The sequence below is a fragment of the Pseudomonas sp. Arb-4-2C genome (genome assembly GCF_055755015.1).
This window is the reverse complement of record NZ_CM146899.1, coordinates 3,321,844-3,344,178: the sequence shown is the minus strand read 5'-3', so window position 1 is coordinate 3,344,178 and position 22,335 is coordinate 3,321,844. Positions and strand designations below refer to the sequence as shown.

The window sequence follows — 22,335 nt, the reverse complement described above, 5'->3', positions numbered from 1 at the left end:
ATGTCCCCGTTGGACGCTGAAAAGATGAAAAGGGCCCCCAGCATAGCTAAATCGCAGAGAGAGGCGATAATGCGCAGCGAGTTTTTTCCGTTGCCCTTTTTATCGCTCAAGGAAGTCATCACCGATGTTCGAGATTCAGCCGATGGACGCAGCAACGTTTCGCCAGCAGACCCGTCGCAGCACGCTGATCATTGCCGTGCTGTTCCTGGTGCTGGCGATGGGGTTTTCCACGGCGGCAGTGGCGCTGTTCGGCGAGCCTGGCGGGGATAATCTGCGCTTCAATGTCGGCGGGGTGTTCGTCGCGTTTCTGCTGACGGCAGCACTGATGCGCGGGCAGTTCTGGCAGCAGGCGTGGATGGCGCCGGCGGTCTACAGTTGGCGGCTCAAGCGCAGCCTGATGAGCGTGACCAACGTCATGCATCAGGTGACGGCGGCTGTTGAACAGAACGACCCGACCGCGATGAAGGTGCTGCGTTTCTACCATCTGGGGCTGACCCAGATGCACGAACTGGATGGCAACTCCAGCGATCACGCGCAATTGCACCGGGAAGTCGAAGCTCACCGGGAGCGGATGCGGGCGCTGGGTCTGGATCTTGACCAGAAGCGCCTGGATCCGGCTTGGCTGGCGGCCTTGAAACCGGCTGCGCGTTAGAACGGAATGCGGCTGGCGCGGCGTAGCTTCCACGAGCGGATCAAACGCCCATAGACCAGCAGATTGATCACCAGCACCACGCTGCCCAGTACCAGCTGGATCTGCGGCGTCAGCCCGGCGGGGTAGATGATCGGCCAGATGTAGTGCTCGATGAAGCCGCCGGCGTATTCGGTTTGCCCGGCGGCGTGGCGCATCAGGTTTTCCCAATAGGTCAGCGGACAGGTCAGGTGCAACACCTCGACCGCCACACCCCACGCAGCTGCCGGCAGATGCAGCCACATCAAGCGTGGCCACTTGAGCACCAGCAGTCCGCCGAACAGCACGAACAGAATGAATGACAGATGAAACAGCACCAGCCCGTCGGCTGCGATTCGGTACAGCATGTCGTCTCCCTGACGCGATTGTGAAGGCCTCCATGGTACGCCGACAGTGGCGCTCGGGCGCTGCGATTTAGTGCAAGTGCGCAAGATTGTTCAAGCCGTGAAGGGGCATTTGCTGGCAGAGTCTGCGACCGTTTCCTCGGTTGAAGAGCGTTATGTCTGACTCACTTATGCCGCGCAGTGCGTTTCTTCGCGGTGCGGCGGCAATCATGCCGTTATCCCTGGCGACAGCGCCGTGGGGGTTGCTGGCCGGCTCCATGGCGATCGAAGCCAATCTCACACCATTGCAGGGGCAGGGCTTGTCGAGCATCGTGTTCGCGGGCGCTGCGCAACTGGTAGCGATCGGCATGCTCAAGGGCGGTGCCGGGATTTTCTCGATTCTGCTGACCACGTTGCTGCTGACCTCGCAGCACTTGTTGTATGGCATGAGCATGCGCTCGGTGATTTCGCCGTTGCCCGGACGCTGGCGCATCGGCCTGGGTTTTTTGCTCACCGATGAACTCTTCGCCCTGACCAGCCAGCATGACCGCCAGCAGTTCAATCGCTGGTATGCGTTGGGCGTCGGCCTGACGTTCTACGTTGCCTGGAACCTCTTCACCCTCGCCGGCATCGTGTTGGGCAGCAGCATTCCGGGGCTGGAGCATCTGGGCCTGGACTTCTCGATTGCTGCGACGTTTATCGCGCTGATCACGCCGGTGGTGCGCAATGTGCCGACCGTGGTTTGCGTGGCAGTGTCGTTGTTCTGCTCGGTGCTGTTCAGTTATTGGCAGTGGGGCTCGGCGCTGGTGCTGTCGGGGCTGGCCGGGATGACCGCAGGGTTTGTCTGCAACAAGTTGTACAGGGAGCGCACATGATCATCTGGGCAGTGATTTTCGGCATGGGGATCCTGGTGTTTCTCAACCGTTACGTGTTTCTCGAACCGCGCCTGCCGGTGCGTTTGAGCAGCAATGCACGGCAGTTTCTCGGTTTTGCCGTGCCGGGAATGTTGACGGCGATCTGCGGGCCGATCGTGTTCATGCCTGATAAACAGCTGAATTTGCAGTGGGATAACCCGTATCTGCTTAGTTCGCTGGTGGCGATCGGGCTGGTGCTGTACACGCGCAATACTTTGCTCAGCATGTTATTGAGCATGGCGTTTTTCTTTTTGTTGCGCTGGTGGTTGTAAGTTGCACTGGTAAAATTGTTCTACGCTTTAAGGATTCAGGTTCTTTTTATTCAGGCGAGGTGCACATGACAACCGAGCAAGAGCGAGCGGATGAAGACGAAGACGTCGATGAGCCGACGGAAGAAGAGATCGAGCGCGAGAAGCGCAAGGAGCAGACCTGGAAGCACGATGATGACAAGGAACTCACAGGTCCCGACGTGAAGTTCTGAAGCCATTTTGCAAAAAAAAGCCCCGCAATTGCGGGGCTTTTTCGTTGTGTCAGAGGTCTTCCAGCGACGGGAAGTCCGGGTGTGACGCCCGATAGCCCAAGGTCCTGTCGATCCACGCGTTGAGTTCGTTGACCATCACCGGCGGGTGGCCGGGGTAGCTTTCGAGGGTGGTGCGCAGGATGCGTTCGATGTCCGGCACTGAACGCAGGTTTCGGGTCTTGATGTAGTGGCCGATAAAACAGTCGAGTTGAAAGCGTTCTGTCATCGACAGATAGATACACTCCAGGCCGTTGGCCTGTTTGATTGCAAAATCGTCGCGCAACTTAGTTCTCTGCAAGGCTTGTTAAAGTTGTAGGGGATTCCTGGTTTTGTTGACTCTTTGGTCAACTGATATGCCAATTGGAAATGCGGCGCGCATGCTATCCGTAGTGCATCTAAATGTATGTATGACGGTTGAAATGTCAGACAGGCGGTTAGTTCGCTCAAACGACTGTTTTGTCGATGTCTGTATCGCCATTGAAACACCCGGTGTAACGCCCGGGAATCACTTTGCAGCGCGTCCTCTTTTAACGCTTCAGAGGAGCGGATCTTTAGGCCTCTCGGCCTACGCGTTTGCCCGGCTTCGCCAACAACCCCATCGAGCTGCACAGCGCTTAAAGCTGCACCGCGCTGAACAGCGCAATCCGCCCATTGAGCGATGGGCGGTAATGCCAGGCCAGTTGCTGCAGATTCACACCCTGATCAAGGATTTCTCTGACCGTCGCAGCGGCAATGCTCAGCGCCAGCGCTTGCCCCGGACACTGATGCCGGCCGCTGCCGAAACTGAAGCTGCGCCGACTCGGGCGATCGAGCAGGAATTGGTCAGGCTGTTCATTCAACAGGGGATCGCGGTTGGCTGAAGCCAGCAGCACCAGAATCACCTCGCCGGCCTCGACCCGCACGCCATCGATCTCACACGACTGCGCGACAAATCGCCGGGTGTTCTGCACCGGCGGATCAAAGCGCTGAACCTCGGCCAGCAGCGCATCCAGCGAGGCTTCGCGCAAGCCAGGCTGACGCCGCAGTGCGATCAAGGCATTGCCGATCAGCCCGGCCGTCGCTTCAAACGTCTGCGAACAGAGGCCGATCAGGTTGGCGATCAGCGTATCTTCATCGCCCTCAAAGCGCTGGCCGATGGCCTTGAGCAAGTCGCTGTGCGGTTCTGCCAGCAGTTCGATGAAATAACCGCGTAACTGCTCAGCGGCGATATGGGCCGCCGCCAGTTGCAGATCATTGCTCAGTGGCGAAAGGCAGGCGACGAAATCGGCCGTGAGTTCACTGATCGCTCGACCCTGCGTCGGGCTCAAGCCCAGCAGCGTTGAAACCACGGACACCGGGCCACAAAACATCGCCTTATATAAGCCGTCGGCATCGGCTGTCATCAATCGTGCCGCGACCAGCGTGCGCACCTGATAGTCATCGATCAACTGCAGCGCAGGTTCGACCGCAGAGCGTGGACAGCGCTGGCGCTCGCCATCGTTCATCCGCATCAACTGACCGAACACCTTGCCAGCCATGCCTGAGGCAATCGCCTTGGGCACCGGCTCCTGCATCGGTCGCACCCGGCAATCGGCATGCGCCAACACCGCACACACCGCGCGGGCGCTGCTGGCGACCCATAGTTTGAGTTCGTGATGAAAGGTCAGTCCGCCCTGAGCGCGCAATTCGGCGTAGTAGGGATAAGGATCGGCATGCGTCGCAGCGATGATCGGGTCCACGGTTCACAGCCTTGTCGTCAGGAAAGTGATGCGAGTATCTTCAGTTCGCAACGACGACGATTCGTCGGGGAGCGAAATATGCACGCAGAACATCAAGACATCGGCGTCTCGCAAGTGGCCGCCGCCATCGCCGAGCCGGCGCGCACCAAAATCCTCTGCTCACTGATGGACGGCCACGCCCGCACCAGCACCGAACTGGCGGCCATCGCCGAAGTCAGTGCCTCGACCGCCAGTGCGCACCTGAGCAAACTCAAGGATCTGGCCCTGGTGCGCCTGCACGTACAGGGCCGCCATCGTTATTACAGCCTTGCCGACCCACGTGTGGCACAGGCGCTGGAAGCGTTGATGGTGATCGGCCAGAACGCCGCGCCTACCTTCAAGCCGCACACGCCGGACCGTCTGCAATTCGCCCGCACCTGCTATGACCACATGGCCGGCACGCTCGCGGTGTTGCTGCACGACCGCATGCTGGAGGCGGGGTGGCTGGTGGCAACCGACGAACAGGCCTATCGCCTGAGCGGCAGCGGCGAGGCGTTGTTCGAGGGCTTGGGGATCGAGGTGCAGGACTTGAGTACTTTGCGCCGCAAGTTCGCCTGCCCGTGCCTTGACTGGAGCATGCGTCGACCGCATCTGGGTGGTTCGCTGGGCGCCGCGTTGTTACAGACGGCGCTGAAGCGCAAGTGGCTCACGCAGGATCTGGACAGTCGGGCGCTGGCATTGACGGCGCTGGGGCGCAAGGAAATCGGGGCGCGGTTCGGCATTGAGTTGCCGGTAGAGGGCCAGGTCAAAAGATCATAGCCTGCGGTTGTTCCTACAGGTAGCCGTGTGCCTTTGTAGGATCACGTGTTTGCACCTTGTGCCAATTCGATAGACTCGATACTGTACGCATAACCAGTATCGAGTCTTCGCCATGCAAATCATCGACAAGCTCAGCATTCTCGCCGACGCCGCCAAGTACGACGCCTCCTGCGCCAGCAGCGGCGCGCCCAAGCGCAGTTCCGAAGGCAAGAGCGGGCTGGGCTCGACCGATGGCATGGGCATCTGCCACAGCTACACGCCGGACGGGCGCTGCGTTTCGTTGCTGAAGGTGCTGCTGACCAATTTCTGCCTCTACGACTGCCAATACTGCGTCAACCGCCGCTCCAGCGATGTGCCGCGCGCCCGTTTCACGCCTGAGGAGGTGGTCACGCTGACCCTGGATTTCTATCGGCGCAACTGCGTCAGCGGGCTGTTTCTCAGCTCGGGGATCATTCGCTCGGCCGACTACACCATGGAGCAACTGGTGCGGGTGGCGAAGCTGCTGCGTGAAGAGCACGAGTTTCGCGGCTATATCCATCTCAAGACCATTCCCGAGGCAGACCCGGCACTGATCGAAGAAGCCGGGCGTTACGCCGATCGCCTCAGCGTCAACATCGAATTGCCCACCGACGCCAGCCTGCAAACCCTGGCGCCGGAGAAGCAGATCGGTTCGATCAAGCAGGCGATGAACACGATCTACACCGGTGTGCAAACGGTACTCAACGAACCGCGCTCGGCGAAGTTCGCCCCCGCCGGGCAGAGCACGCAAATGATCGTCGGTGCCGATGACACCGACGACAGCACCATTTTGCACAGCGCCCAGTCGCTGTATGGCAATTACCGTTTGCGGCGCGTCTACTATTCCGCGTTCAGCCCGATCCCCGACAGCCCGAAAAGCGTGCCACTGGCCGCGCCGCCGCTGATGCGCGAACACCGTTTGTATCAGGCGGATTTTCTTTTGCGCAGTTATGGCTACAGCGCCGGTGAGTTGCTCAAGGGGCCGGGCAATCTGGCCTTGGACATCGACCCGAAGCTCGCCTGGGCGCTGCAGAATCGCGAAGTGTTTCCGCTGGACCTGAACCGCGCCGAACCAGCACTGATTGCGCGTATCCCGGGTATTGGCCTGCGCACCACCGAACGTCTGGTGCAACTGCGCCAGCAACGGCGCATCCGTTACGAAGACGTGGCACGCATGCGCTGCGTGCTGGCCAAGGCCAAGCCGTTCATCATCACCAGCGACTACCACCCGCAACAGGCTGAGGTCACCAGCCACATGCTTTATCAGCAATTGCGTGACCGGCCGCAGCCGCAGCAGATGGGGTTGTGGGGATGATCAATCTCGATTGCGATGACCTGTTTGACACCTGGCGCCAGCAGGCACGCTGGTTGCTCAGTCATGAGATCGACCCGAGTCTGGTGGGCTGGGCGTCGGAAGGGGGAAGTGACCTGTTTGCCAGTGACGTGCAGGTGCCCGAAGGGCAGGGGCCGTTTCAGGCGCGCATTCCCCGGGCGCTGCTCGACACCCTGGAGCAAGCTGCGCAATATCGTGGCGACCAGCGCTGGAGCCTTCTGTACGAAGTGCTCTGGCGAGTCAGCCATGGCGACCGCACGGCGATGATGGCCGGCGACAAACTCGGCAGCGAGTTACAGCGGCGGATCAAGCAGGTACACCGCGAAGCGCATCATCTGCATGCGTTCGTGCGGTTCATCGAACGCCCGCAGGATCAGCCGGGCCCGCAATACGTGGCGTGGCATGAACCGGCCCACGACATCCTGCAGCGTGCCAGCGAGCATTTCGTCGGACGCATGGGCCGGCACCGCTGGTTGATCGCCACCCCGCGCGATGGCGTCTATTACGACGGCGAACAATTGATTCATCAGCGCCAATGCCCGATTGAATGGCAGCAACTGGCGCAGAACGTCGACGATCCCCATGGCGATCTGTGGCTGACCTATTACAGCCACATCTTCAATCCGGCGCGGTTGAACGAGAAGGTCATGCAGGGGCACTTGCCGGCGCGGTTCTGGAAGAACTTGCCGGAAGGCGAATTGATCCCCGGGTTGATCACCCAGGCGCGGATGGGCAAGCAGCAGAATGGTCAGGCGAGCGGGATTGCCGGGCGTGCAGGCAAGCGGATCGCGTTGAAATAGTCTGAGCGCAAGCCGTCCGTTCAGCGGGTTGCCGAAGCCATCAACAGACCGAAACCGGCAAAGGTCACGCCCGAAACTTTCGCTGCCAGCCACGATCCTTTCGGGCTCGACAGCCAGCCTTTGGCAGCATTGGCGAGCAGGGCATAGCTGCCGTGCACCAAAATCACCAGTACCGCGTAAGAGGCCACCAGTTTGAAAAACTGCGGGTAAAAAGCCTGTTCCGTGTCGATGAACTGCGGGAACACGGCCAGAAAGAAGAAGATGGCTTTGGGGTTGAGAAACTGCAACGAGGCGGCTTCGAGAAAACGGTAGGCCGGACGAGAGGGGCGAACCTGTTGCAGAGTACGGAAACGATCCGAACGCCAACTCTTCAAGCCCAGGTACAACAAGTAAGCAGCCCCGGCGTATTTCAGCACGGTGAAAGCCTCCGCCGAGGCGCTGAGAATCAGGCCGACGCTGGTGGCGCTGAGGGCGGCCACCACGAAGGCTCCCGAGGCGATCCCCAGAATCCCTGGCACTGCGCCGGTCCAGCCCAGGCGCACGGCGTTGGACAGGGTCAGGATCACCCCCGGACCGGGACTTAGAATGGTCAGGGCGGCGAACAGGACAAAGAGGCCGTAGCTGTGCATGGTGTTGCTCCATCGGTTCGCGTGTCTGCATGCAGGCAGATTGGCGTCGCGACAAAGCGCTGACAAACGCTTTAAATGCAGCACACATGTGACTAAATTAGACGCATGAAAAATCAACTTCCCCCGCTCAATGCGGTTCGCGCTTTTGCTGTAGCTGCCCGACATCAGAGCTTCAGTCTGGCGGCCGAAGAACTGCACGTCAGCCACAGTGCGGTCAGCCGTCACGTCAAACTGCTTGAAGAACACTTGGGCGTCTTGCTGTTTGAACGACGTATTCGGCAGTCGCTGCTGACGCCAGCAGGTCAGCGTTTTTATCTGCAAGTCAGTGCCGGTCTGGCGCAGATTGCCGACGCCGCGGCCGAGTTGAAGCAGCAGGCGGCGCGGCCGACGGTCAAGATCAATATCCGGCCGTCCTTCGCGCTGTTATGGCTGACACCTCGATTGGCAGACTTCACGGCGCAGCATCCGCACATCGACACCCAAGTTGTCACGCAGACCCAATCGCCGGATCCGGCCCGCGACGATTTCGATATTGTCATCCGGCGTGGCCGTGACGACTGGGCGCCGTCACTCGAGGCGCGCGCGTTGTTCGAGGATGAGCTGGTGCTGGTCGCGGCGCCGGCATTGATTGCGCGACTGCCGCTGGCAAACCTTGCAGGCCTCGGCGCTCATACCTTGCTGACCGTCAGGGCGCGGCGCGAAGACTGGCACCACTGGGCCATGCACTTCGGGCAAAGCCAGAGCACTACGCAGGTGATCCGGCAATTCGACTACATGCACCGGGTACTGGAGGCGGCGGTGAACGGCGAGGGTCTCGCGCAGTGTCCGACCACATTGCTGGGCACGCATTTGTCGAGCGGTCGGCTGGTCTGCCCGTTGCCGGACTTGCGCATGCCACTGCCACGCTACTATTACGGCATTGCGCCGCAAGCGTCGGCCCACACCCAGCTGTTCATTGAGTGGTTACACAAACAGCGTCCATGAAAAAGCCCCCATCGAGCACTCGATGGGGGCTTTTGTGCATCAACCGCTGTCAGGTCAAACCTTGACGATCCAGCCTGCTGGCGCTTCGATGTCACCGGTCTGCACGCCAGTCAGCTCTTTGTAGAGCTGCTGGGTGACCGGGCCGACTTCGGTTTCGCTGTGGAACACGTGCAGGTGGTCGTTGTAGCTGATGCCGCCGATCGGGGTGATCACCGCAGCGGTACCGCAGGCACCGGCTTCCTTGAAGTCCGACAGTTTGTCGATCAGCACGTCGCCTTCAACCACTTCCAGGCCCAGACGGGTCTTGGCCAGTTCGATCAGCGACAGACGGGTGATGCCTGGCAGGACCGACGGCGAGTTCGGCGTGATGAACTTGTTGTCGTGGGTGATCCCGAAGAAGTTGGCCGAACCGACTTCCTCGATTTTCTTGTGGGTCAGCGGATCCAGGTAGATGGCGTCAGCGAAGTGTGCCTTCTTGGCCTGGGAACCCGGCATAAGGCTGGCGGCGTAGTTGCCACCGACCTTGGCCGCACCGGTGCCTTGTGGGGCGGCGCGGTCGAAGCTGGAGATCTGGAAGTTGTGCGGGGTCAGGCCGCCCTTGAAGTAGGCGCCGACCGGGATCGCGAACACCGAGAAGATGAACTCCGGGGCGGTACGCACGCCGATGTTGTCACCCACACCGATCACGAACGGACGCAGGTACAGCGCGCCGCCAGTTCCGTAAGGCGGGATGAAGCGTTCGTTGGCGCGAACCACTTCCTTGCACGCTTCGATGAACTGCTCGGTGGACACGTGCGGCATCAGCAGGCGGGCGCAACTGCGTTGCATGCGGGCGGCGTTCTGGTCCGGACGGAACAGGTTGATCGAACCGTCTTTGCAACGATAGGCCTTCAGGCCTTCGAAGCACTGCTGGCCATAGTGAAGGGCAGTCGAGCCTTCGCTGATGTGCAGCACGTTGTCTTCGGTCAGGGTGCCTTTGTCCCACTCGCCATTGCGAAAGTACGACAGATAGCGTTTGTCGGTCTTGATGTAATCAAAACCCAGCTTGTCCCAATTGATGCTTTCGTTACCCATGACACCCTCTATCACTGAACAACCGTCGAAACGGTTCAAGGCTTCTGACGTTTTTTTGGATGGGCACAACAATACTTCATTCTTGAGCGGTTTCGCAGCCCGGACTATCGGATGACAGACAGATAGTTGGTGTTGAACTCAAGAATTCGCGAGCAAGCCCGCTCTCACAGGGCAATGCATTCCAAATGTGGGAGCGGGCTTACTCGCGAAGGGGCCATCACAGCCACCCTCTATTACAGGTGCAACGCATGCCCCAAGGCACGCAACGCCGCTTCCTGCACCGCTTCACCCAGAGTCGGATGCGCGTGGATGGTGCCGCCGATGTCTTCCAGTCGCGCACCCATTTCCAGGCTTTGCGCGAACGCGGTCGACAATTCCGAAACACCCACCCCGACCGCTTGCCAACCGACAATCACATGATTGTCACGACGCGCGACCACCCGCACGAAGCCGCTTTTCGACTCCAGGGTCATCGCTCGGCCGTTGGCCGCGAACGGGAAGCTCGAGACGATGCAGTCCAGCCCCGCAGCCTTGGCCTCGTCCGGGGTCTGGCCGACCACCACCAGTTCCGGGTCGGTGAAGCACACGGCGGCGATGGCGGTCGGGTTGAATTCGCGGGATTTGCCGCTGATCAGCTCGGCGACCATTTCGCCCTGAGCCATGGCGCGGTGCGCGAGCATCGGTTCGCCGCTCAGGTCGCCGATGGCGTAGACGTTGCGCATGCTGGTCTGACAGCGGCTGTCGATCTTGATCGCCGAACCGTTCATGTCCAGGTTCAGTGCTTCGAGATTCCAGCCCTGCGTGTTCGGCTTGCGACCGACCGCCACCAGCACCTGATCGGTTTCCAGATTGAGGGTGTCGCCGTTCGGGTCACGCACCTGCAAGGTGCCGTCGAAACCCAGCACGCTGTGCTTCAGATATAGCTTCACGCCCAGTTGCTTCAGCGCTTCGTGCACCGGTTGCGTCAGTTCGGCGTCGTACGCCGGCAGGATGCGATCCTGCGCTTCGACCACGCTGACCTCGGCGCCGAGCTTGCGGTAAGCAATGCCCAGTTCCAGACCGATGTAACCACCGCCGACCACCACCAGACGTTTTGGCACGGATTTGGGGGCCAGCGCTTCGGTGGAGGAGATGATCGGCCCGCCGATCGGCAGGATCGGCAAGTTGACACTGGTCGAACCGGTGGCCAGCACCAGGTGTTCACACTGGATCCGCGTGTCGCCGACTTCCACGGTTTTGCCGTCGATGACCTTGGCCCAGCCATTGATGACCTGAACCTTGTTCTTTTTCAGCAGCGCCGCGACGCCAGTGGTCAGGCGATCAACAATGCCATCCTTCCACTCGACGCTTTTACTGATGTCCAGGGTCGGCGCCGCAACGCTGATGCCCAGCGCCGAATGCTGACTGTGGTGCCGGGTCTGATGGAACTGTTCCGCCACGTGAATCAGCGCTTTCGACGGAATGCAGCCGATGTTCAGGCAAGTACCGCCCAGCGATTGGCCTTCGACCAGAATGGTGGAAATGCCCAGTTGCCCGGCGCGAATTGCCGTGACGTAACCGCCGGGGCCGCCGCCAATGATCAGCAGCGTAGTGTTCAGAGATTGCATGCGTGCCTTACTCCACAAACAAAGTGGCGGGTTGTTCGAGCAAGCCACGGATGGCCTGGATGAAGAGCGCCGCGTCCATGCCATCGACCACGCGGTGATCGAACGAGCTGGAGAGGTTCATCATCTTGCGGATCACCACCTGGCCTTTGACGACCATTGGCCGTTCGACGATTTTGTTGACGCCGACAATCGCCACTTCCGGCAGGTTCAGCACCGGGGTGCTGACGATGCCACCCAGCGCACCGAGGCTGGTCAGGGTGATGGTCGAGCCGGACAGTTCGTCGCGGCTGGCCTTGCCATTGCGTGCGGCGTTGGCCAGACGCGAGATTTCCGCGGCGCTGTCCCACAAGCTACGCGCTTCGGCGTGACGCACCACCGGCACCATCAGGCCGACATCGCTTTGCGTGGCGACGCCGACATGCACCGCGCCGAGGCGGGTGATGACCTGCGCTTCGTCGTCGTAGCGGGCGTTCATCTGCGGGAAGTCGCGCAGGGCCACGACCAGCGCGCGGACGAGGAATGGCAGCAAGGTCAACTTGCCACGGCTGGCACCGTGTTTTTCGTTCAGGTGCGCGCGCAGTTCTTCAATCGCGGTGACATCGATTTCCTCGACGTAGCTGAAGTGGGCGGCACGCTGGGTGGCGTCCTGCATGCGCTGGGCGATCTTGCGGCGCATGCCGATCACTTGAATCTGTTCTTCGTCGTTACGCTGGGCATAAGCGGCGGCAACCGGCGCCGAAGCGTTCGACTGACCTTGCGCCAGATAGGTATCGAGGTCTTCGTGCAGTACGCGACCGGCCGGGCCGGTGCCGCGTACCAGACGCAACTGAATGCCCAGATCCAGCGCGTGTTTGCGCACGGCCGGCGAAGCCAGAGGACGCTCATCGGCCTCGCGGGCAACCATCGGGCCTTGGCAAACCGGAGCCTGACGCGGTGCAGCAGCGGCGGCAGGTTTGCTCTCGACCAGCGCTTGAGCTTTCGGCGCAACCGGCGCCTCTTTAACCGGAGCTGGCGCGGCGGACTCTTTCAAGTTGCCGGCACCTTCCACCTCGATGCTGATCAGCACACTGCCGACCGCCATCACTTCACCCGGCTGACCGCCGAGCGCAATCACCTTGCCGTGCACTGGCGACGGAATATCGACCATCGCCTTGTCGGTCATCACGTCCGCCAGCACCTGGTCTTCAACCACCAGATCGCCAACCTTGACGTGCCACTGCGACAGTTCTACTTCTGCGATGCCTTCGCCGATGTCCGGCATCTTGATAACGTGCGTGCCCATTCAGACCTCCATGACCCGTTTCAACGCCGCGCCCACTCGGGACGGCCCTGGGAAATACGCCCACTCTTGCGCGTGCGGGTAGGGGGTGTCCCAACCGGTGACGCGTTCGATCGGCGCTTCCAGGTGATGGAAGCAGTGCTCTTGTACCAGCGACACCAGCTCGGCGCCGAAACCGCAGGTACGAGTGGCTTCGTGCACCACCACACAGCGACCGGTTTTCTTCACCGACTTGACGATGGTTTCCAGGTCCAGCGGCCACAGGCTGCGCAGGTCGATGACTTCGGCATCAACACCGGATTCTTCGGCCGCGACTTGCGAGACGTAGACGGTGGTGCCGTAGGTCAGCACGGTCACGTCCTTGCCCGGACGCGTGATCGCTGCGACGTCCAGCGGCACGGTGTAGTAACCGTCCGGCACCTGGGCTTGCGGGTGTTTCGACCACGGGGTTACCGGGCGGTCGTGGTGGCCGTCGAACGGGCCGTTGTACAGGCGTTTCGGTTCGAGGAAGATCACCGGGTCATCGTTTTCGATGGAGGCGATCAGCAGGCCCTTGGCGTCGTACGGGTTGGAGGGCATCACGGTGCGCAGGCCGCACACCTGAGTGAACATCGCCTCGATGCTCTGGCTGTGCGTCTGACCGCCATAGATGCCGCCGCCGCACGGCATGCGCAGGGTCATCGGCGCAGTGAACTCGCCGGCCGAGCGATAACGCAGGCGCGCCGCTTCGGAAATGATCTGGTCGGAGGCGGGGTAGACGTAGTCTGCGAACTGGATCTCGGCGACCGGACGCAGGCCGTAGGCACCCATGCCCACGGCAACGCCGACGATGCCACTTTCGGAGATCGGAGCGTCGAACACCCGCGAGGTGCCGTACTTGGTCTGCAGGCCTTCGGTGCAACGGAACACGCCGCCGAAGTAGCCGACGTCCTGACCGAACACCACCACATTGTCGTCACGCTCAAGCATCACATCCATGGCCGAGCGCAGGGCCTGGATCATGGTCATGGTGGTTGTGGTCATCGCGGTTTCCAACTGAATATTGTTGTTGTGATCGTTCATGTCAGATCCCCAACTGCTGACGCTGGCGCTTCAAGTGCTCCGGCATCTCTTTGTAGACGTCTTCGAACATGGTCGCGGCGCTTGGAATCTGGCCGCCGGCGAGGGTGCCGTACTGTTCGGCCTGTTTCTGCGCGGCAATCACTTCGGCTTCAAGCTCGGCGCTGACAGCGGCGTGCTCTTCTTCCGACCAGTGGCCGACCTTGATCAGGTGCTGCTTCAGGCGGGCAATCGGGTCGCCGAGCGGGAAATGGCTCCAGTCATCGGCAGGGCGGTATTTCGACGGGTCGTCGGAGGTCGAGTGCGGGCCGGCGCGGTAGGTGACCCATTCGATCATGGTCGGGCCGAGGTTGCGGCGGGCGCGTTCGGCAGCCCAGGCGGAAGCGGCGTACACCGCGTAGAAGTCGTTGCCGTCCACGCGCAGCGAGGCGATGCCGCAACCGACGCCGCGTCCGGCGAAGGTGGTGGCTTCACCACCGGCGATGGCCTGGAAGGTCGAGATCGCCCATTGGTTATTGACCACGTTGAGGATCACCGGCGCGCGGTATACGTGAGCGAAGGTGAGGGCGGTGTGGAAGTCCGATTCGGCGGTGGCGCCGTCACCGATCCACGCCGAGGCGATTTTGGTGTCGCCCTTGATCGCCGAAGCCATGCCCCAGCCGACAGCCTGAATGAACTGGGTCGCGAGGTTGCCGGAAATGGTAAAGAAACCGGCGTCCTTGACCGAGTACATGATCGGCAGTTGCCGGCCTTTGAGCGGATCGCGCTCGTTGGACAGCAGTTGGCAGATCAGGTCGACCAACGGCACTTCGCGGGCCATCAGGATGCTTTGCTGGCGGTAAGTCGGAAAGCACATGTCGTCGATGTTCAAGGCCAAGGCCTGGGCGCTGCCGATGGCTTCTTCGCCAAGGCTTTGCATGTAGAACGACATTTTTTTCTGACGCTGGGCAACCACCATGCGATTGTCGTAGATCCGCGTCTTGAGCATGGCGCGCATGCCCTTGCGAAGGATCTCGACCGGCACGTTTTCAGCCCATGGGCCGAGGGCGTTGCCCTGATCGTCGAGCACGCGGATCAGGCCACGGGCCAGGTCGGCGGTGTCGGCGGGTTCGACGTCGATGGAAGGTTTGCGCACCGTACCGGCATCGGTCAGATGCAGGTAGGAGAAGTCGGTTTTGCAGCCTGGACGGCCCGAAGGTTCAGGGACGTGCAGACGCAGCGGTTCATACGCTTGGGTCATGGCTTCTACGCTCGATCTTGTGAATTTCTTGTAGTGAGCTGGCAGTCATTCCTCGGTAGAGGAAATCTTGTCCTACAACAATCATAGGCCCGGGCCAGAAGAATATTTCTCTCTGTTTCGTTGCGCTGGAGACGATTTGCAGATAGAAATTCTGCATAAACATAAAAAACAGGTGGTTTTGTCTCATGCGCAAACTGGACCGTACCGACATCGGCATTCTCAACAGCCTTCAGGAGAACGCGCGCATCACCAACGCCGACCTCGCACGCTCGGTGAATCTGTCGCCGACGCCGTGTTTCAACCGGGTCAAGGCAATGGAGGAGTTAGGGCTGATTCGCGAGCAAGTGACGCTGCTGGACGCCGACCTGCTGGGCTTGCATGTCAACGTGTTCATTCACGTCAGCCTGGAGAAGCAGGTCGAGGAGGCGTTACAGCATTTCGAAGAGGCGATCTCCGACCGCCCCGAGGTGATGGAGTGCTACCTGATGGCCGGTGACCCGGACTATCTGATCCGGGTGCTGGTGCCGACCATTCAGTCGCTGGAGCGCTTCATGATGGACTTTCTGACCAAGGTGCCGGGGGTGGCGAACATCCGGTCGAGCTTTGCCTTGAAGCAGGTGCGGTACAAAACCGCGTTGCCGTTGCCGGCGAATGGGTTGACGCTGGGCGCCTGAAGATCTCTTTTTGTCAGAGCTTGTTGATCGGCACTTTCAGATACACGACGCCGTTGTCCTCGGCCTGCGGAAAATTCCCCGCCCGCACATTCACCTGAATCGCCGGCAGCAACAGTGTCGGCATGCCCAGCCCGGCATCGCGTTTGGTGCGCATCTGGACGAACGCCGCTTCATCGATCCCGTCGTGCACATGAATATTGCTTTGGCGTTGTTCGCCGACGGTGGTCTGGCACTGCGCAGCGCGGCCTTCGGGCGGGTAGTCGTGGCAGACGTAGAGTTTGACGCTGGCGGGGAAGGCCAGCAGTTTGTGAATTGAATTGAACAGTTGATGCGCGTTGCCGCCGGGGAAGTCGCAGCGGGCGGTGCCGACGTCGGGCATGAACAGCGTGTCGCCGACCAGAATCTGTTCGCCGTCGATCAGGTAAGCCATGTCCGCCGGGGTGTGGCCGGGGACGTGCAGGGCGGTGGCCTTGAGGTTGCCGATCATGAACGACTCGTTGGGCGCGAACAGGTGATCGAACTGCGAGCCGTCGACGCAGAATTCCGGTTCCAGATTGAACAGTGCCTTGAACACGTTCTGCACTGTGCTGATCGACTCGCCAATCGCGATCTGGCCGCCGAGTTCGCGGCGCAAGTACGGCGCGGCGGACAGGTGATCAGCGTGGGCGTGGGTTTCCAGCAACCATTGCACCTGCAAGCGGTGTTCACGCACGAAGGTGATGATCCTGTCGGCCTGCGCGGTGCAGGTGCGACCGGCAGCGCCGTCGTAATCGAGTACCGGATCGACGATTGCACACTGCCCGCCGCTAGCTTCATAGACCACGTAGCTGTAGGTCGAGGAGGCGGGGTCGAGGAAAGCTTCAATCTGCGCGGGCATGGACACGAACCTGAACAAGGGAAATGGGTTGCAACACTTTATGTAAAAACATAATGTTCACAGCTTAAGTGACGTTCAAGGCATCGTGCAAATGCAATCCAGTCTGACCGAATGTGAAGTCGCCCAACTACGGGCTTCCGCCTCCAAGGCCTGCGCGCTGCTCAAGGCACTGGCCAACGAGGATCGCCTGTTGATCCTGTGCCAGTTGACCCAGGGCGAGCGCAACGTTGGCGAACTGGAAAAAATGACCGGCGTGCGTCAGCCAACCCTGTCCCAGCAACTGGGCATCCTGCGCGATGAAGGGCTGGTGGCGACCCGTCGCGAAGGCAAATACATTTTTTACGGCCTGGCCAGCCCTGAAGTCATCCAGGTGATGAAAACCCTCTCCGGGTTGTATTGCGGGGCGGTGCTCAAGAGCTGGGGTCACCCATAAATGCTGGCCAACACTTTTATCCTCTGTGGGAGCGGGCTTGCTCGCGAAGGCGTCGAATCAGTCGACATTACTGCTGAATGATACGACGCCTTCGCGAGCAAGCCCGCTCCCACATTGGTTTTATGTGAAGGCTAAGACAACCTTGCGTGCAGCAATAAGGAACAAGCAATGAACGATCAACACTGGGGCTCATCCATCAGTGCAGATATCGTGGTCATCGGCGGCGGTACCGCCGGCATCGGCTTCGTCGCCAGTCTGCTCAAGCGTGATCCCCATCTGAAAGTCACGGTCATCGAGCCGAGCACCCGGCACTACTACCAACCGGCGTGGACCCTGGTCGGCGGTGGCGCCTACGACGTCAAGGACACCGCTCGACCGATGAGCAAGGTGATGCCGCGTCAGGCCACCTGGATTCAGGCGGCGGTAACCGGCATCGATCCCGACCAGCGCCAGTTGACCCTCGACGATCAACGCACCGTCACTTACCAGAACCTGATTGTTTGCCCCGGCCTGCGTCTGGCCTGGGAGAAGATCGAGGGTTTGCAGGAAAGCCTCGGCCAGTACGGCGTGACCTCCAATTACAGCTATCAGCATTCGCAATACACCTGGGATCAGGTGCAGAAACTGCGCGGCGGCAAGGCGCTGTTCACCCAGCCGGCGATGCCGATCAAATGCGCCGGCGCACCGCAGAAGGCCTTGTACCTGTCGTGCGACCACTGGCGCAAAGCCGGTGTGTTGAACCAGGTCGAGGTTGAATTCAACCTGGCTGGCGCGGCGTTGTTCGGCGTCGCCACCTTCGTTCCGCCGCTGATGAAGTACATCGAAAAGTACAACGCGCAACTGGCCTTCAACAGCAATCTGGTCAAGGTTGACGGCCCGGCGAAAACCGCCTGGTTCGAGGTCAAGGACGCCGACGGCAACGTCACCCGTGAAGCGAAAACCTTCGATCTGCTGCACGTGGTGCCGCCGCAAGTCGCGCCGCAATTCATCGCCCAGAGCCCGCTGGCCGACGCCGCTGGCTGGTGCGAGGTCAATCCGCACACTCTTCAACACACGCGCTATCCCGAGGTATTCGGCCTCGGTGACATCTGCGGCACCAGCAATGCGAAAACCGCTGCTGCCGTGCGCAAGCAGGTCGTCGTAGTCGCAGAAAACCTGCTGGCTCTGCGCAAGCAGCAACCGCTTCCACTGAAGTACGACGGCTACGGTTCCTGCCCGCTGACGGTGGAGAAGGGCAAGGTGATCCTCGCCGAGTTCGGCTACGGCGGCAAACTGCTGCCGACCTTCGCCCTTGATGCGACCGTGCCGCGACGCTCGGCGTGGTTCCTCAAGGCAACGCTGCTGCCGTGGTTCTACTGGAACGGCATGCTCAAGGGCCGCGAGTGGCTGACGTCCTTGTCCAAGGTTGACTGAGAAAACGTTATGTTGCTGGCGAGTCTGTTTGGCGTGGTGATGGGGTTGATTCTCGGGCTGACCGGCGCGGGCGGCGGAATTCTCGCGGTGCCCGCGCTGGTGCTCGGTCTGGGCTGGAGCATGACGCAAGCGGCGCCTGTGGCGTTGTTTGCGGTGGGCAGTGCGGCGGCGGTCGGGGCGATTGACGGTTTGCGCCATGGGCTGGTGCGCTATCGCGCGGCGCTACTGATTGCCGCGCTCGGAGCGGTGTTTTCGCCGCTGGGCATCTACTTCGCGCACCAGTTGTCGGAGAAGATCCTGATGATCCTTTTCAGCCTGCTGATGGTCATGGTGGCCTGGCGCATGTTGCGCCGTGAGCGTCAGCAGGAGGGGCCGAGCGATCACGGTCACGCGAGCTGGGGGCAGAAGAACTGCATGCTCAATGAACAGACCGGGCGTTTCGACTGGACCGCCAAATGCACCGCGACCCTTGCGGCATTGGGCGCGGTGACCGGTGTGGTTTCGGGTTTGCTCGGCGTTGGCGGCGGCTTCCTGATCGTGCCGGCGTTCAAGCAACTGACCGATGTGCAGATGCGCGGCATCGTCGCCACTTCGCTGATGGTCATCAGCCTGATTTCCGCCATTGGCGTGATTGGCGCGTTCCATGCCGGGGTGCGCATCGACGGGCAAGGTATGGCATTCATTGTGGCGAGTATCGTCGGCATGATCATCGGCCGCAAACTCTGCGCGCGGGTGCCGGCGCGGGCGCTGCAGGTCGGATTTGCCAGTGTGTGTCTGGTGGTCGCCGCCTATATGCTGCTCCGCGCCTGAAAAGATCGGACGGTCTTTCGTTCTTCAGTCGATCAGCGGATTTTTCTCGGTCAGCACGATCTGCGTGATCTGATCCTTGCCCATGAAGCTGACTTTCGGGTGCGCCTGTGCGTCCCGAATGAAGCGTTCCTTGAAACAATTCTTACGAATTAAACTATGTGCAAATCCCGGTGGGAGCGGGCTTGCTCGCGAAGGCGCAGTGCCAGTCCATAAATATGTCGACGGATACACCGCCTTCGCGAGCAAGCCCGCTCCCACTCTGGATGAGTGTGAAACCGATGATTTTGCGGCAAACTTCAGTCATCTCCCGCACAAGGCCATTCAATGGATCGATACGCCCCGCGCAACTGGCAGCCTCACGAGAAGCCCAGTCTGCCCGGTTCCCCCTCGACGCCGCTGCATTCCAGCCGCAAACGTCTGGCCTATGCGCTGGTCGGGCTGTTGGTGGCGGTGACCGGTGGCTTGGGCAACTCGCTGGTAGTCGCCAACCTGCCTTACCTGCAAGGCGCGCTGGGCGCGACCACGGCGGAGATGGCCTGGCTGCCGGCCGCGTACGTGATGACCAACGTCTCGATGAACCTGCTGCTGGTGAAGTTTCGCCAGCAGTTCGGCCTGCGCGCATTCACCGAGGTGTTTCTGGTGCTGTATGCGCTGGTGACGTTCGGTCATCTGTTCGTCAATGACCTGAGCTCGGCCATCGCGGTGCGCGCGGCCCACGGCATGGTCGGTGCAGCACTGAGTTCGCTGGGCCTGTATTACATGGTTCAGGCGTTTCCGGCCAAGTGGCGACTGAAGGCGCTGGTGCTGGGACTGGGTGCCTCGCAACTGGCGCTGCCGCTGGCGCGACTGTTTTCCGAAGACCTGTTGCAGATCGCTGAATGGCGCGGCTTGTACCTGTTCGAGCTGGGCATGGCTTTGTTGTCGCTGGGTTGCGTACAGATGCTCAAGTTGCCGCCCGGTGACCGCTTCAAAACCTTCGAACCGCTGGATTTCCTTACCTTCGCCATCCTCGCCAGCGGCGTGGCACTGCTCTGCGCGGTACTGTCGCTGGGGCGCATCGACTGGTGGCTGGAGGCGAACTGGATCGGCTATGCGCTCGCCGCCTCGATTGCCTTGATCCTCGCGGGCCTGGCCATCGAGCACAACCGCAGCAACCCGATGCTGATGACCCGCTGGCTCGGCAGCGGCACGATGATCCGCCTGGCGCTGGCGGTGACCCTGATTCGCATGGTCACTTCGGAGCAATCCACCGGCGCCGTCGGTTTCATGCAAAACCTGAACATGGGTTATGAGCAGTTACACAGTCTGTACGTGGTCATGCTCATTGGCAGTATCGCCGGGTTGGCGACCAGTGCACTGACCATCGACCCCAAGCACTTGCTGATGCCATTGATCATCTCGCTGGCGTTGATGGCCACCGGCTCGGTGATGGACAGCTTTTCCAACAACCTGACCCGCCCGGCGAACCTGTATTTCAGCCAGTTCCTGCTGGCCTTCGGCAGCACGTTTTTCCTCGGTCCGACCATGGTCTTCGGCACCCGCAACGTGCTGACCAATCCGCGCAATCTGGTGAGCTTTTCGGTGTTGTTCGGGATCTGCAACAACCTCGGCGGGCTGCTCGGCGCGGCGCTGCTGGGTACGTTTCAGATCGCGCGCGAGAAATTCCATTCCAGCCACCTTGTCGAGCACCTGACGCTGTCCGATCCGCTGGTGGCCGCCCGGGTGCAGAGCGGCGGGTCGGCCTATGGCTCCTTGCTGGCCGACCCGAGCCTGCGCAACCTGGCCGGGATTCGCAGCCTGTCGAATGCCGCGACCCGCGAAGCCAACGTGCTGGCCTATAACGATGTGTTCATGTTGATCGCCGTGATTGCGGTGCTAACCATGATCTGGCTTTCCATTCGTGCGCTGTGGCTGATGAGCACCACCAAAGCCGTCGACCCTGCGCCTTCCGTACCTTCTAGCGGTGCCTCCAATTCATGACCGAACCGACCACCACAACCACCAACGCCATTGCCGCCACCCCGGAAGGCGTCGCGCCGCCGTCCTCGCCGAACACCGAGCCGCGCTCGTTGCGGGTGCGGATCATCTCGTCGCTGGGCTTTGCCGCGATTGCCATCGTCGGCGTGCTGATCGTGCTGTACGCCTGGCAACTACCACCGTTCAGCAGCGCGGTCGAGACCACCGAAAACGCGCTGGTGCGCGGGCAGGTGACGATCATCGGGCCACAGCTCAGCGGCTACGTGTATGAAGTGCCGGTGCAGGACTTCCAGTTCGTCAAGGCCGGCGATTTGCTGGTGCGCCTGGACGACCGGATTTATCAGCAGCACCTCGATCAGGCACTGGCGCAACTGGCGGTGCAGAAGGCTTCGCTGGCGAATGTGGTGCAGCAGCGCAACAGCGCCGAAGCGACGATCAAATTGCGCCAGGCGGTGGTCGCCGACAGTGAGGCCCAGTTGCGCAAAAGCGAGGCGGACTTGCGGCGCAACAAGGAACTGGTGAGTGACGGCTCAGTGTCCAAGCGTGAGATGGACGTCGCCCTGGCGGCTAACGCGCAAGGCATCGCCGCCGTGGCACAGGCCAAGGCCAATCTGGAAATCGCCCGTCAGGACCTGCAAACGGTGATCGTCAATCGCGGCTCGCTGGAAGCTGCAGTGACCAGTGCCGAAGCGGCGGTGCAACTGGCACGGATCGATTTGTCGAACACCCGCATCGTGGCGCCGCGTGATGGCCAGCTGGGGCAGATCGGTGTGCGCCTCGGCGCCTACGTCAACTCCGGCGCGCAGTTGATGGCGCTGGTGCCGAACCAGAAATGGGTGATCGCCAACATGAAGGAAACCCAGATGGACAACGTGCGCGTCGGGCAACCGGTGCGCTTCACTGTCGATGCCTTGAACCACCGCAGATTCACCGGGCATGTACAGCACATTTCACCCGGCACCGGCTCGGAGTTCGCCCTGTTGCAGGCCGACAACGCCACCGGCAATTTCGTGAAAATCGCCCAGCGGGTTCCGGTACGGATCACCATCGATCCGGATCAGCAGGAAGAGGAGCGCTTGCGCCCGGGCATGTCGGTGGTGGTCAGCATCGATACCGCCAAGGGCGATACCCAACCTCACTGATCAGCTCATAACCCTGTGGGAGCGG

At 61.0% G+C, this 22,335-nt stretch carries 24 protein-coding genes; 14 read left to right on the top strand and 10 right to left on the bottom strand.

Annotation, left to right across the window (positions count from 1 at the left end; translation table 11 throughout):
* Positions 1-124 precede the first annotated feature (124 nt).
* A complete protein-coding gene (locus AC0J41_RS14845; protein WP_473012851.1) occupies positions 125-652 on the top strand; it encodes a DUF3087 domain-containing protein in 528 nt (175 codons plus the stop codon).
* On the opposite strand, the gene AC0J41_RS14840 is transcribed toward AC0J41_RS14845, so the two are convergent.
* Positions 649-1,035 carry a DUF2784 domain-containing protein gene (locus AC0J41_RS14840; protein WP_473012850.1) on the bottom strand — a complete coding sequence of 129 codons (387 nt, stop codon included), beginning with the start codon at positions 1,033-1,035 and terminating at the stop codon, positions 649-651. The two genes, AC0J41_RS14845 and AC0J41_RS14840, sit on opposite strands and share 4 nt — an antisense overlap.
* Before the next feature lie 152 nt (positions 1,036-1,187).
* Here AC0J41_RS14840 and AC0J41_RS14835 point away from each other — a divergent pair, with 152 nt between their 5' ends.
* The 3 genes from AC0J41_RS14835 (at position 1,188) to AC0J41_RS14825 (ending at position 2,406) form a co-directional block, all read left to right on the top strand.
* Positions 1,188-1,886, top strand: a complete 699-nt coding sequence (locus AC0J41_RS14835; protein WP_025111402.1) for an AzlC family ABC transporter permease — start codon at positions 1,188-1,190, stop codon at positions 1,884-1,886.
* Positions 1,886-2,197 (top strand): AzlD domain-containing protein, encoded by a 312-nt coding sequence (locus tag AC0J41_RS14830; protein ID WP_177327350.1) that lies wholly within the window; start codon positions 1,886-1,888, stop codon positions 2,195-2,197. The genes AC0J41_RS14835 and AC0J41_RS14830 overlap by 1 nt, the downstream gene beginning before the upstream one ends.
* A 65-nt stretch (positions 2,198-2,262) precedes the next feature.
* Positions 2,263-2,406 carry a hypothetical protein gene (locus tag AC0J41_RS14825; protein ID WP_177327347.1) on the top strand — a complete coding sequence of 48 codons (144 nt, stop codon included), beginning with the start codon at positions 2,263-2,265 and terminating at the stop codon, positions 2,404-2,406.
* A gap of 49 nt (positions 2,407-2,455) precedes the next feature.
* Here the strand turns inward: AC0J41_RS14825 and AC0J41_RS14820 are convergent, their stop codons facing one another.
* Entirely contained in the window at positions 2,456-2,728 is a 273-nt protein-coding gene (locus tag AC0J41_RS14820; protein WP_025111404.1) for a hypothetical protein, read from the bottom strand.
* 331 nt (positions 2,729-3,059) lie between these two features.
* Complete coding sequence (locus AC0J41_RS14815) at positions 3,060-4,163, bottom strand: cytochrome P450 (RefSeq protein ID WP_473012849.1); 1,104 nt, start codon at positions 4,161-4,163, stop codon at positions 3,060-3,062.
* A gap of 78 nt (positions 4,164-4,241) precedes the next feature.
* On the opposite strand from AC0J41_RS14815, the gene AC0J41_RS14810 reads away from it, so the two are divergent.
* The 3 genes from AC0J41_RS14810 to AC0J41_RS14800 all read left to right on the top strand — a co-directional run bounded on the left by AC0J41_RS14810 (position 4,242) and on the right by AC0J41_RS14800 (position 7,112).
* On the top strand, positions 4,242-4,961 hold the full coding sequence (locus AC0J41_RS14810) for an ArsR/SmtB family transcription factor (RefSeq protein WP_473012848.1): 720 nt from the start codon (positions 4,242-4,244) through the stop codon (positions 4,959-4,961).
* Positions 4,962-5,073: 112 nt separating this feature from the next.
* On the top strand, positions 5,074-6,294 hold the full coding sequence (locus tag AC0J41_RS14805; protein WP_025111407.1) for a putative DNA modification/repair radical SAM protein: 1,221 nt from the start codon (positions 5,074-5,076) through the stop codon (positions 6,292-6,294).
* A complete protein-coding gene (locus tag AC0J41_RS14800) occupies positions 6,291-7,112 on the top strand; it encodes a TIGR03915 family putative DNA repair protein (protein ID WP_473012847.1) in 822 nt (273 codons plus the stop codon). Before AC0J41_RS14805 ends, AC0J41_RS14800 begins: the two co-directional genes overlap by 4 nt.
* Before the next feature lie 20 nt (positions 7,113-7,132).
* On the opposite strand, the gene AC0J41_RS14795 is transcribed toward AC0J41_RS14800, so the two are convergent.
* Complete coding sequence (locus AC0J41_RS14795) at positions 7,133-7,741, bottom strand: LysE family translocator (RefSeq protein ID WP_025111409.1); 609 nt, start codon at positions 7,739-7,741, stop codon at positions 7,133-7,135.
* Between the two features lie 105 nt (positions 7,742-7,846).
* On the opposite strand from AC0J41_RS14795, the gene AC0J41_RS14790 reads away from it, so the two are divergent.
* Positions 7,847-8,725, top strand: a complete 879-nt coding sequence (locus AC0J41_RS14790) for a LysR substrate-binding domain-containing protein (protein ID WP_473012846.1) — start codon at positions 7,847-7,849, stop codon at positions 8,723-8,725.
* A gap of 54 nt (positions 8,726-8,779) precedes the next feature.
* Here AC0J41_RS14790 and AC0J41_RS14785 read toward each other — a convergent pair whose 3' ends face one another.
* The 5 genes from AC0J41_RS14785 to AC0J41_RS14765 all read right to left on the bottom strand — a co-directional run bounded on the left by AC0J41_RS14785 (position 8,780) and on the right by AC0J41_RS14765 (position 14,984).
* A complete protein-coding gene (locus AC0J41_RS14785; protein ID WP_473012845.1) occupies positions 8,780-9,799 on the bottom strand; it encodes a branched-chain amino acid aminotransferase in 1,020 nt (339 codons plus the stop codon).
* A gap of 233 nt (positions 9,800-10,032) precedes the next feature.
* Positions 10,033-11,406: a dihydrolipoyl dehydrogenase gene (gene lpdA / locus AC0J41_RS14780; RefSeq protein ID WP_473012844.1), complete on the bottom strand. Its 1,374-nt coding sequence runs from the start codon at positions 11,404-11,406 to the stop codon at positions 10,033-10,035.
* 7 nt (positions 11,407-11,413) lie between these two features.
* A complete protein-coding gene (locus tag AC0J41_RS14775; RefSeq protein ID WP_473012843.1) occupies positions 11,414-12,688 on the bottom strand; it encodes a dihydrolipoamide acetyltransferase family protein in 1,275 nt (424 codons plus the stop codon).
* Entirely contained in the window at positions 12,689-13,747 is a 1,059-nt protein-coding gene (locus AC0J41_RS14770) for an alpha-ketoacid dehydrogenase subunit beta (protein ID WP_003224000.1), read from the bottom strand.
* Between the two features lies 1 nt (position 13,748).
* The gene (locus AC0J41_RS14765; RefSeq protein ID WP_003224001.1) at positions 13,749-14,984 is read right to left on the bottom strand and encodes a 3-methyl-2-oxobutanoate dehydrogenase (2-methylpropanoyl-transferring) subunit alpha; all 1,236 of its coding nucleotides are present in this window, start codon (positions 14,982-14,984) and stop codon (positions 13,749-13,751) included.
* Between the two features lie 185 nt (positions 14,985-15,169).
* On the opposite strand from AC0J41_RS14765, the gene bkdR reads away from it, so the two are divergent.
* Positions 15,170-15,658, top strand: a complete 489-nt coding sequence (gene bkdR, locus AC0J41_RS14760; protein WP_025111414.1) for a Bkd operon transcriptional regulator BkdR — start codon at positions 15,170-15,172, stop codon at positions 15,656-15,658.
* Between the two features lie 13 nt (positions 15,659-15,671).
* Here the strand turns inward: bkdR and AC0J41_RS14755 are convergent, their stop codons facing one another.
* On the bottom strand, positions 15,672-16,535 hold the full coding sequence (locus AC0J41_RS14755; protein WP_025111415.1) for an MBL fold metallo-hydrolase: 864 nt from the start codon (positions 16,533-16,535) through the stop codon (positions 15,672-15,674).
* A 91-nt stretch (positions 16,536-16,626) separates the two neighbouring features.
* Here AC0J41_RS14755 and AC0J41_RS14750 point away from each other — a divergent pair, with 91 nt between their 5' ends.
* From AC0J41_RS14750 to AC0J41_RS14730, 5 genes are all read left to right on the top strand, one after another.
* The gene (locus AC0J41_RS14750) at positions 16,627-16,968 is read left to right on the top strand and encodes an ArsR/SmtB family transcription factor (RefSeq protein ID WP_003224002.1); all 342 of its coding nucleotides are present in this window, start codon (positions 16,627-16,629) and stop codon (positions 16,966-16,968) included.
* Positions 16,969-17,136: 168 nt separating this feature from the next.
* Positions 17,137-18,381, top strand: a complete 1,245-nt coding sequence (locus AC0J41_RS14745; RefSeq protein WP_473012842.1) for an NAD(P)/FAD-dependent oxidoreductase — start codon at positions 17,137-17,139, stop codon at positions 18,379-18,381.
* Between the two features lie 9 nt (positions 18,382-18,390).
* A complete protein-coding gene (locus AC0J41_RS14740) occupies positions 18,391-19,191 on the top strand; it encodes a sulfite exporter TauE/SafE family protein (protein WP_025111417.1) in 801 nt (266 codons plus the stop codon).
* Positions 19,192-19,515: 324 nt separating this feature from the next.
* A complete protein-coding gene (locus tag AC0J41_RS14735; RefSeq protein WP_473012841.1) occupies positions 19,516-21,171 on the top strand; it encodes an MFS transporter in 1,656 nt (551 codons plus the stop codon).
* Positions 21,168-22,310, top strand: a complete 1,143-nt coding sequence (locus AC0J41_RS14730; RefSeq protein WP_473012840.1) for an HlyD family secretion protein — start codon at positions 21,168-21,170, stop codon at positions 22,308-22,310. Before AC0J41_RS14735 ends, AC0J41_RS14730 begins: the two co-directional genes overlap by 4 nt.
* Positions 22,311-22,335 lie beyond the last annotated feature (25 nt).